Below are 10,394 nucleotides of genomic sequence, written 5' to 3' on the forward strand. Positions count from 1 at the left end.
ACAAGCAGTTCAATCCGCTGACCAGGTCTTCAACCTTGCCTCAACCAGTAATGAACAGGCGGACGACCAATCGCTAAGCGTCCTGGGTTCGGTATTGACTTCCGCGTCAACTTCCACGTCAATTTCGATAGCGATGTCCCTAGCGGATGCATCCGTCCAACAAGCAGTTCAATCCGCCAACCAGATTTTCGACCTTGCCTCAACCAGTAATGAACAGGCCGACGACCAATCGCTAAGTGCGTTAGGTTCAGCGTTGAATTCCGCGTCAACTTTAACGTCGATTTCGATAGCGATGTCTTTGGCGGATGCATCGGTCCAACAAGCGGTTCAGTCTGCCAATCAGATCTTCAATATTGCTTCAACTAGTAATGAACAAGCGACTGATCAGTCGTTGAGCGCGCTAGGTTCGGCCCTAAGCTCGGCCTCAACTTCCACGTCGATTTCGACAGCGATGTCTCTGGCAGACGCATCCGTCCAACAAGCGGTTCAATCCGCCGACCAGATTTTCAACCTTGCCTCAACCAGTAATGAACAGGCCGATGACCAGTCGTTAAGTGCATTGGGAACCGAATTGGCCTGGGCTTCGGCTTCAACGTCGATTCAGCAAGCAATCACCTCGGCTAACCAAGCGTATACGGCGGCTTCCCTGAGTAATGCCCAGCAGGCTGACCGGTCCTTAATGCATCTGCGCGATGATCTCACCAGTGTCTCGGAGTTCAATTCAACTCTCGATGCGTTTACTTCCGCTTCGCTAAAGCTGCGTCAGCAGGATGACCACTCGTTAGCCCAGTGGGGGCAGGTGCTTGCGTCCGATAGTCTGGTCGCCTCGCAAGAACTGAGTGCTAGCGCGTCGGTCGTGGCTAGTCAAAGCCAGTCGACGGCTGACCTCTTCACCAGTGAGGCTAGCGTGAGTCTGCTCGATCAGGTCACCCCAACACCAACCCAACCAGGGGCACCACTTCCGCCCGCCGGTGGGTCAACACCAACGGGGACGGGAACGCCTAGTCAGCCGCAGGTCACGCCACCAACGGGACAGCTACCAAGTTATCCCCACGTGTCCCCGACAACGCCGGTTGACCCTGATAGTTCTCAACCGAGCGTTCCTCAGGTCACCACGCCAACTCGGCCAGAACCGGGGACGTCAGTTGTGCCAACTACTCCAGATGGGGCTTCTTCAGTGGACCCCGCTCCGACCCAGCCAACAGTTACGCCTGCCCAGTCCTATCCGGTCTCGCAGCCTATCTTAACGGCGACGGCGACGGATTTGATTGACCCGGGGAATCTCCAACTAACGGGGCACACCGGATCGCACCAACAACACCGGCCACGGCCGTTCCAGCGGTTTAGCGTCTATCCGGTACGCAAGATTGGCCTGTACCGTACGCCGACCTTTAGTGCGCAACAGCGGTTGGCGTGGTACCACCAGTACACTGATGCGGCCCAAGCCCAATTCATGGTCATCGGGATGTTCCTATCTAAACACGGGCGCTTACGGTATAAGGTACGGGATGTCAACCACGGGTCCAAGACCTATGGCCTGGTGGGGTACATTACGGCACGGTGGGACTTCGTACGGCCGACCTATTACCTCCATCAAGTTCACACCAAGGTCAAGGTACTGGTGATCAATCCAGAAGGTATCAACGGTTACCGGCGACCGGATCTGACAGGGAAACGCCAACACTACGCGAAAGGGCAATGGTTGACGGTTTGCCGGTTGGTCCACCATCACCTCACGACCCGCTTCCAGTTGAGCAACGGGCAGTACGTCACGGCGAACCGGGAATTGGTCAAGCTAGGTCGCCACGCCCATCACCGACTTTGGTCGCTGGGCTTACCGAAGACCCAGCGATTCGCGCACTGGTCTTATACGGTGCCAAACCTGTCAACGTTGATTGGCCGGCTTAAACCCTAAGGAATAGATTAATAGAGTGTGGATCCCAAGGTGGTTAGTGTGCGCTGGTTGTCTTGGGTCACCCGCTTCAGCACGGAATCATTAGGAACAGAAAAAGTCTGGGCATTTGACCCAGACTTTTTTTGATTTAATTTGACCTTTACAAGCGTAAAAAGAAAAAACATTTGAGACGGATTTTTATCGGTTTGCGAAATAAACACCGTCATATCGGCAATTGTCAGCTATAATTAGCACTCTATCAAGTGAGTGCTAATTATTTGCATTTCTGACCAATGCTGACTATTATAGACAATGTAAAGAGAAACAAAAGACATGAAAGGGGTTATTGATTATGACCAACGAAATGATGAACCGGAACGATGACTTATTCAATCCAATGAACTTCTTTAACGAAGTGGGTAACTTGGGCCGTGACTTGTTTAACGGGAACGATAACCCAATGAAGACCGACGTCGTGGAACACGATAAGGACTACGTGGTTACGGCGGAAATGCCGGGCTTCAAGAAGGACGACATTCACGTGGACTACCGCGATGAGACGTTACGGATCTCCGGTAGCACGAACGTGGACCAAGCGACTAAGGACGACCAAGGTCGGATCTTACGGCAAGAACGTTCTAGCCAGAACGTTTCCCGGGCCTTCTACCTGCCAAACGTCGATTTGAAGAAGGTCAACGCGACGTACACCAACGGTATCTTAACGTTGACGTTGCCTAAGGAAGCTGAATCCGAGGATCATCACAAGATTAGTATCGACTAATCCTAACGCATAAAAGTGAAGAGCACCCTAAAAAACGGGAAACACAGTCTGTGAGCTGTGTTTCCCGTTTTTGATTAATGTTAGTGCTGGTAGGGTGTCAAGGTGAGTTGGTGGGGACAGGTGGTGGTCACGAACTGGGCGTCGTGGTCGATCATCAGTAGGGAGGGCCGAACGGTCTGCACCAGGGTCGCGAGTTGGTCACGAGCCGGGAGGTCTAAGTAGTTGGTGGGTTCGTCCCAGACCAAGAGATCGTGGGGCCGACACAGAGTCAGGGCCAAGGCCGCCTTCTTGGCCTCTCCCATACTCCATTCGCTAGCCGGGGCCCGTAGTCGGGACCGGGAAACACCTAGTTGGTGCATGAGGTTCCACACGGTGGTCAGTTGGTGATTCGCCTTTAGCTCTGACCAGTCGACGTCGCGGATGACGTGGTGAAAGTTTTGGGCCAGATAGCCAACGTTCGCGGGGAGGTCATTTTGTAAGTGGCCGGTGTGTTCTAAAGACGTATGCCCCAAAAGGCTGGCGATGAGACTGGTCTTGCCACTACCATTGGGCCCCAGAATGGCCAATTGCTCGCCTTGATGAAAGTCAATCTCGAGGGGGTCAAAGAGGGGGACCTTGGCCCGGAGTAAGCTAAACTGGCGGGCGCTTAGTAGTAGGCGGTGACCCTGTCCCGGGGTGGCATTGGTGGTGAGTGGGGTGGTGGTCTCCAAGTCGGCTAAGAGGCCTTGCCGTTCGGCGATGCGGTCGGCCGTCCGCTGTTCGAACACTTTAGCTCGACGCATCAGTTTGGCGGCGGATCGCCGACTACTGGCATCGTGGGTCTCGCGCTCTCGGCGCTCAGACCACCCACGTTGCGTATTGGCGCGGCGGGTTAAGTGGTGAATGTCGGTGATGAGTTGGGCGTTTTTGGCAGTGGCGGCTTGGTCTTGGCGGGCCTTATCAGCTCGCCAGGCGGCGACGGTTCCGGCCACGATGTGTACCCGGTCCGGGGTGATGGCCATCACGTGGTCGACGAAGAGGTTGAGAAAGTGTTCGTCGTGACTGACGCAGATGAATCCGCGTTTGTGACGCAGGTATTGGCCAACCACGGTCCGGCCGGCTAGGTCGAGGTGGTTGGTGGGTTCATCGATGAGCGGGAAAGCAGTATCGTCTACGAAGCCACGGGCCAGTAAGACCTTAGTCTGTTCGCCACCGCTTAGGCTCCCGAATTGGCGGGTGGCCCAGGCTGGCGGCAGTCCAATCTTGGTCAATTCGATCGTGGCTTGCCAGTCGGCGGCGCCCGTGGCGGTCATCAGCTGCATGACCGTTAGGGTGGGGTCGATGTCTTCGGCGGGAAAGTAGTTGAACGTTACCGGAGCAGTGATGGTGCCCGTCCCGGTCAGTTGTCCCCGCAAGAGGTTGAGGAAAGTGGTCTTCCCCCGGCCGTTCCGGCCAATTAAGCCCAGCTTCCAGTGACTGTCGAAGTTGGTCGATAGGTCGGTGAATAGGGGATGTGTGGCCCCTGGATATTGAAAAGAAAGGTGTTGAATTTGAATCGTTCCCATAAGTAATCTCCCAAGCCAATTCTTCTGCGGAATCGGCTTCTCCGGGGAATGGCCCACCGGAGGGCAGTGTGGAACGGTTCTGGTGAGAACGCTAAAAAAGGACGAAAAAAAGACGCGAAAGTCACCAGAACCGTCTGGGAGCATTCGCGTCGTGGGCGTACTAAAAAGCACCCCTTATTAGCCGAGCGACTGCACCCAATCAAAGTGTGATCATGTTACGTTGTGCGTTCTTCAAGGTTGTCACCCGACTTTCGAATTTAGTTGGTTTAAGTATAGGTAATTGGGGAGGAAAAGGCAATGGATAAGTCAGCTTTAATGGAAGATGAGGAGGGATAAAAAGCGGACGGGAACTCTAAGTTGAGCGAGTTTCCGTCCGCAAGGTAACGATTCAAGTTGATGAATTTAAAACGCATGAAGAGCTGTTCTTGGCTCTACCATAAAATCGGGCTAGAACGTCATTACAAAACAAGTACAGGCGCTTGTAAGCCAGGAAAATGGTCTGGTTAGCCGTTTCGCCTAGTACTGCTTCCCCGTCTCGTAGACGATTTCCGGTTCGTTCCCCGTCCGTTGGTTCTTGTTGAGCAGGTCGATCATGCCCATTTCATCTTCGGCCAAGGTGAAGTCGAAAATTCCCGCGTTTTCTTGGATTCGTTCCGCGTGCGTGGACTTAGGAATTGGCAGAACGCCGTGTTGGAGTTCCCACCGCAAGATGACTTGGGCGACCGTCTTTTGATGGTGCTTCGCCATCTTGGCGATCATAGGGTCGTCTAAGACCACCCGCCGTCCCAGGGGACTCCAAGCTTCCGTGACGATGTTTTGTTCGTGGTCGTAATCGACCAAGGCCTGCTGGTTCAGGTAGGGGTGGTACTCCACTTGGTTGACCACGGGCATCTCCTTAGCCTTCAGCGCCAGCAGTTCCAGGTGCGCAATAGTGTAGTTGGAGACCCCGATGGACTTGACCTGGCCGTTCGCCTTAAGTTGTTCGAGGGCCTTCCAGGTCTCGAAGAAGTGTTCCCGGACCGGCCAGTGGATCAAGAGGAGGTCCAGGTAGTTGGTCTGCAGGCGTTTGAGCGACCCTTCGACGGCCTTCATGGTCTGGTCGTAGCCCTGAACGATTTCGGCCACTTTACTGGTCAAAAAGAGCGCTTCGCGGGGCAAGCCGAGCTTCTGCAGCGAGGTCCCCAAGAGGTCTTCGTTGCGGTACAACATGGCGGTGTCAATCAGTCGGTAACCGGCGTCCCAGGCGGTCTGAATACTGTGGTCCATGGTGTCTTGGTCGTTGATCAGGTAGGTCCCGAAGCCCAGCCCGGGCATCTGGTTGCCGTCAGCGAGTTGAATGGTATCTGTGATGTTACTTAACGTCATCGTGAATCCTCCTTAGCGGTCTATCACCGTTAGTCATACTTCTTAGTTTAGGCTAAAGCCACTAAAATGACAACGCTTTCTGAAAAAGGCTTAGTGCCGTTTGAACTGGTCATAGAGGTTCACGGTGGCCTCAAAGAGCATCCCGGCGGTCATTAGCCACATGGCGAGCATGTTGCGGTTCGTGACCATGCACCAGAGTAAGACTAAATATAAGATGAACAAAATGACAGCAGTTGATTTATGTCCCATGTTAATTCCTCCCCAAGTTGGTTTGGTTCCTCTTCCATTTAACCACTCTGGGCGTCAACTGTTAATCGCTAGCGATTCGGTTAAGATGTGCAAAAATTCAGATGGATTACAGGCGTCCCCCGTTAGTTTCTTGTACAATATAGGCAAATAGTCATCTAGAAGGCGGTTACATCATCGGTAATCGCAGGTACGAAAGGAGGCGGGGTCATGCCCGAACAGCCACCCCTGACCGCGTTAAATCGTGGATTAACTAAATTTGAAGTGCAAGCACGGATCGACCAAGGCTTACAGAATGACCCGTTGCCACCCCTGACGCGGAGTGTCAAACAGATCTTTCGGGATAACTTAATGACGCTGTTCAACCTGATCAACTTGGTCCTAGCGGGGCTGGTCTTGATGACCGGCAGCTACAAGAACCTCCTGTTCATCGGGGTGGTCGTGGTCAACACGGGAATCGGAATCTTCCAGGAAATCCGCTCGAAACGCCAAGTGGATAAACTCGCCTTGCTTTCGGAAGGACGGTTAGCGGTTCTCCGGGACGGCCAGGCCGTCTCGCTGACCCAGGATGACTTGGTCCAAGATGACCTGATCATGGTCGGCCGGGGCGACCAACTCCCCGTGGACGGCCTAGTACGGGAGACTGGCGGCATCGAAGTCGACGAGTCCCAGATTACCGGGGAGTCAACGCCAATTATGAAGCGGACTGGTGACCGCTTGATTTCGGGAAGCGTGATCCTGGGGGGGAAAGCCACGGTCCAGGCCACCACGGTCGGCGAACAAAGCTTCGTCAAGCAGTTGGCCCATTCGGTCAAGCAACAGCACCGGACCGCTAGCCAATTACTAAATATCATTAATCGGATCATTAAAGCGTTGACCCTGACGTTAATTCCGTTGGGGATTATCCTGTTCGTGGCCTCATTAATTAAAGGCCAAAGTACGAACCGGGCCATCCTGGGAACCGTTGCGGCGGTCGGGGGGATGATCCCCCAGGGACTGGTCCTGTTGACGTCGGTCGCACTGGCGGCGGGAGCCTTTACGCTGGGGCGACACAACGTCTTGGTTCGGGAATTGCCCGCCATCGAGGCTTTGGCGCGGGCCGACGTGTTATGCCTGGATAAGACCGGGACCATCACCAGCGGTAAGCTTAAGCTGGAGCGGGTCGAGGGTTTGACCAGCCTCACGAAAGCCCAGTTACAGACGTTATTGGCCCAATTAGTCGCCGCCACCGGTGACGATAACGAGACTGCCCAGGCCGTCCAAGCGGCGCTGGGGACCCCCGACCTCGCGGCGGACGAGGTCTTGCCGTTCTCGTCAGGGCGGAAATGGAGTGGCGCGCGGTTGCCAGACGGGCAAGCCTACGTGATGGGCGCACCGGAGTTCATCTTTGATCCGGTCGATGCCACCTTACAAGCCCACATTCAAGACCTAGCCCAACAGGGATACCGGGTCCTGGTGGTCGCCCAAGTGGACCAGCTGACCACACCGCGGCCGACCAAGCCCCGTGCTTTAGGATTATTGCTGATCACCGACGAATTGCGGCCGCACGCCAAGGCGACCTTTAACTTCTTCACCACGCAGGACGTGGCCTTAAAGGTCATTTCAGGGGACAACCCGGTGACCGTGGCCAGCATCGCCCAACGCGCGGAGATTCCGGGCGCCCAGCAGTTGGTTGACATGAGTCAGGTCGGGGCGACGCCGGACTACGCGCACTTGGTGCAGACCTATAACGTCTTTGGTCGGGTCACCCCGCAGCAGAAGGAAGGGTTGATCCGCGCCTACCAGCAAGCCGGCCACACGGTCGCCATGACCGGTGACGGGGTTAACGACCTGTTGGCTCTGCGTCAGGCAGATTGCAGTATCGCCATGGCTTCCGGGAGTGAGGCCACCAAGAGTCTGGCAGACTTCGTGTTGATTCATTCGAACTTCGACGCCATGGTCAAGGTGTTGAACGAAGGCCGCCGGGTCATTAATAACATCGAGCGAGTGGCTTCGCTGTTTTTGATTAAAACCATGTATTCGGTGGTCTTAACGCTGATTTTTATCTTCATGACCCGCAGCTACCCGTTCGAACCCATCCAACTCACGCCGATCTCGTCACTGATGGTCGGTATCCCGACGTTCTTCTTGGCCCTGCAACCGAACTATGCCCGGATTACCGGGCGGTTCATGAAGCAGGTCATGGAAGTGGCGGCGCCGGCGGCCACCTGTGTGGTGGGCTACATCCTGGTGATTATGGGGCTGGGGTCCCAATTCCACCTGAGTTTCGCCACGACCTCGACCTTGAGCGTCCTGATGACGGGATTGGTCAGCTTGAACGCTCTGCTGTTGGTGGCCCGGCCGCTCAATCGCTTCAAGGTTCTCTTGGTCGCGGTCATGGCGGGACTGTTCGCGTTGATTTTCCTCTTCTTCGGGGGAATCTTCTCGCTGGTCAACCTCTTCAACTGGCGGTTAGCCCTGATTTACCTGCCGTTGATGGTAAGTGTGCCGCCCGTTTTTTATGCGGTTCAAGCCATTCTAGGCAAGCGCATTCTGAGTCGAATTCATTGGCGGTAAGATTTAGTTTCTAAAAATGACTTAGCTAGTCAGCTTGACTAGGTGATGTGTTATAATGCAGGTAACAAACAGAAGGGCAGGGAACAATATGGCTGATTTTAATCAATACACGCGCTGGGAACACCAGATGCACGATATTAAACTCCCGAGATGGGATGATCTTCCGAAGTTTGATTTGTACATGGACCAAGTCACGGCATTGATCAATGCGGTGTTAGGCCCCTTGGGGGTAGACACGATGACGCCGGCGATGATCAACAACTACGTGAAGCATAAAGTGATTCTGGCGCCGGTCAAGAAGAAGTACCAGACCATGCAACTGGCCGATATCTTGATGATCAGTCTCCTAAAGCCTATGTTCCAGACGGAAACGGTGCGGTCGGGAATCGACCAGATTACGGCGGGGGACTACCCGAAGCAGGCCTATGACAACTTCATTGACCGCTTGGAGGACCGGTTGCATCATTTAGGTGAATCGCAGACCCAGCCGGCCGCGGAGAACTTAAACGAAAAGCTGATGCAGGTCGCGGTGGATGCCGTGGTGGCCCGGTTACAGTCCGAAAAACTATTAACGTTAATCAAACGACCGTTACAAAAGGTTGAAAAAACGAAATAAGAAAAAGCCAGTCAGTCGGCGTTCAATTCGAACGGGGACGGACTGGCTTTTCCTTTAAAGTGGAGTTAGGGTCTGATAAAAAGCCATTCAGTGAGCATTCGCAGAAGACTCACTGAGTGGCTTTTTCGACACTTATTGGATTGGACGAGTGGGCCCAATCATGGAGACGTTTCAGAAACTATTGCATCTGAGTCTCTAAGCTTAACTCACTCATGAATGTTAGGAGGAGGTTAGCGTAGCTGGGGTGGTCCGTGTTGCTCTTGATTTCAACCTGCATGTCGTGCAGGTTGTCGGTGATGATCCCGTTGACGCCGAGAAACATCATCTGGTCCAGCAGGGTCACGTCATCGATATCCCAAGCGTAGACTCGTTGATGGCGCTTAGCCGTCTATGTCGCGTATTAAACCCAATTTATATAGGGATGATTTCTTTGTGATTGCGGTATAGGTACCTTTAGTTAGACAAGGAAGATTTTCTATTACTTAATTGTTAGTTAACAATGCTTTTCTACTGGGTGAAGTGTGAGTAAGTATTGGTCTTTTGGATGGTGTTTATGGACTCCGTTGTTAATTTGGTTTATGTTGCAAGCAAATTAGGGATATTCTCCTGATTCAATTATTAGCGCGAGGATGGTGACATGAGCGAAAAAGACGTACTCACACAGTCATCGAAGGAATGAACGTTGAATCAATTAAGTATGACAAAGACGTTGAACCCTTAGCGAGCTGTTCGGGATGCAGCGATGAAGAGGATGAAGTTGAGGCCTCTTCGTCCATCTTGTAGTCATTGATTTGCTTTGTTGTCGCTTAATTTAAAGCCCATGGATCATGCCGATGTCCATGGATTTTTGTAAAAAATAGAGGATATAAGTAATAGAAAAAGAGTAGCAACTTTAAGTTGGATGTATTTGGCGAGTTTTAGAACCAAGTTAGCCACTTGGGCAAAAATATACCAAGGAAGAAAAGTCCGGTATCATTGGAGTTTCCACAACTCGCAATAGCGATGACTCTAACTAAAAAATTGCTCATTGCCTGGGTGTATGCCCTCAGACCATCAATAACGAACTGAAGCGCGCTTAGGCCCGCCAATTAAGGAAGATCAACGGTAAACGTCAATTCTTCTACATGTCTAGTGAACGTGGGACCAACGAAGTCCACAACCAGATGATTCGACAGGACTTACCTAAAGGGCTATCGCTGGATACGGTTAGTCTTGTACAAGTTGCCTGTGTGTAAGCTCGCTTGAACAATCTTTTATGTTGACTGTTTGGTTGCCAGACACCAGTTGTACGCTTTTACATCGCACTTGACGGTAAATAGATTTATTCAGTAATACCTCCTGAATTATTCATACCTTTCAAAAAAGTCGTCAGTTTTCATGTTTTTCAAAAAC

Annotated in this window: 7 protein-coding genes and 2 pseudogenes; 5 read left to right on the top strand and 4 right to left on the bottom strand. The window is 52.8% G+C overall.

Annotation, left to right across the window (positions count from 1 at the left end):
* On the top strand, window positions 1-1,915 hold a 1,915-nt coding region (locus tag FD30_RS11635), incomplete at its 5' end, for a DUF5776 domain-containing protein (protein WP_235803243.1).
* Between the two features lie 331 nt (window positions 1,916-2,246).
* A complete protein-coding gene (locus FD30_RS01730; RefSeq protein ID WP_056943649.1) occupies window positions 2,247-2,675 on the top strand; it encodes an Hsp20/alpha crystallin family protein in 429 nt (142 codons plus the stop codon).
* 80 nt (window positions 2,676-2,755) lie between these two features.
* On the opposite strand, the gene FD30_RS01735 is transcribed toward FD30_RS01730, so the two are convergent.
* The 3 genes from FD30_RS01735 to FD30_RS11665 all read right to left on the bottom strand — a co-directional run bounded on the left by FD30_RS01735 (window position 2,756) and on the right by FD30_RS11665 (window position 5,833).
* Entirely contained in the window at window positions 2,756-4,219 is a 1,464-nt protein-coding gene (locus FD30_RS01735; RefSeq protein ID WP_056943650.1) for an ATP-binding cassette domain-containing protein, read from the bottom strand.
* 516 nt (window positions 4,220-4,735) lie between these two features.
* The gene (locus tag FD30_RS01740) at window positions 4,736-5,584 is read right to left on the bottom strand and encodes an aldo/keto reductase (protein WP_056943651.1); all 849 of its coding nucleotides are present in this window, start codon (window positions 5,582-5,584) and stop codon (window positions 4,736-4,738) included.
* Between the two features lie 90 nt (window positions 5,585-5,674).
* Window positions 5,675-5,833: a hypothetical protein gene (locus FD30_RS11665; protein ID WP_170206900.1), complete on the bottom strand. Its 159-nt coding sequence runs from the start codon at window positions 5,831-5,833 to the stop codon at window positions 5,675-5,677.
* Between the two features lie 207 nt (window positions 5,834-6,040).
* On the opposite strand from FD30_RS11665, the gene FD30_RS01745 reads away from it, so the two are divergent.
* Complete coding sequence (locus tag FD30_RS01745) at window positions 6,041-8,386, top strand: cation-translocating P-type ATPase (RefSeq protein ID WP_056943652.1); 2,346 nt, start codon at window positions 6,041-6,043, stop codon at window positions 8,384-8,386.
* Window positions 8,387-8,474: 88 nt separating this feature from the next.
* Window positions 8,475-9,002, top strand: coding sequence for a DUF1836 domain-containing protein (locus tag FD30_RS01750; RefSeq protein ID WP_056943653.1), 528 nt, complete (start codon window positions 8,475-8,477; stop codon window positions 9,000-9,002).
* 178 nt (window positions 9,003-9,180) lie between these two features.
* On the opposite strand, the pseudogene FD30_RS11380 reads toward FD30_RS01750, so the two are convergent.
* Window positions 9,181-9,360 (bottom strand): annotated as a pseudogene (locus FD30_RS11380) (hypothetical protein); the annotation flags it as partial.
* A gap of 763 nt (window positions 9,361-10,123) precedes the next feature.
* On the opposite strand from FD30_RS11380, the pseudogene FD30_RS11880 reads away from it, so the two are divergent.
* Window positions 10,124-10,228, top strand: a pseudogene (locus tag FD30_RS11880) (IS30 family transposase); the annotation flags it as partial.
* Between the last annotated feature and the right edge of the window lie 166 nt (window positions 10,229-10,394).

The organism is Levilactobacillus namurensis DSM 19117 (assembly GCF_001434785.1).
GTDB lineage: Bacteria > Bacillota > Bacilli > Lactobacillales > Lactobacillaceae > Levilactobacillus > Levilactobacillus namurensis.

Coding starts and splice junctions, on each gene's coding strand:
- FD30_RS11665 (WP_170206900.1), bottom strand. CDS start 5,833: ATGGGACATAAATCAACTGCTGTCATTTTGTTCATCTTATATTTAGTC.
- FD30_RS01740 (WP_056943651.1), bottom strand. CDS start 5,584: ATGACGTTAAGTAACATCACAGATACCATTCAACTCGCTGACGGCAAC.
- FD30_RS01735 (WP_056943650.1), bottom strand. CDS start 4,219: ATGGGAACGATTCAAATTCAACACCTTTCTTTTCAATATCCAGGGGCC.
- FD30_RS01745 (WP_056943652.1), top strand. CDS start 6,041: ATGCCCGAACAGCCACCCCTGACCGCGTTAAATCGTGGATTAACTAAA.
- FD30_RS01750 (WP_056943653.1), top strand. CDS start 8,475: ATGGCTGATTTTAATCAATACACGCGCTGGGAACACCAGATGCACGAT.
- FD30_RS01730 (WP_056943649.1), top strand. CDS start 2,247: ATGACCAACGAAATGATGAACCGGAACGATGACTTATTCAATCCAATG.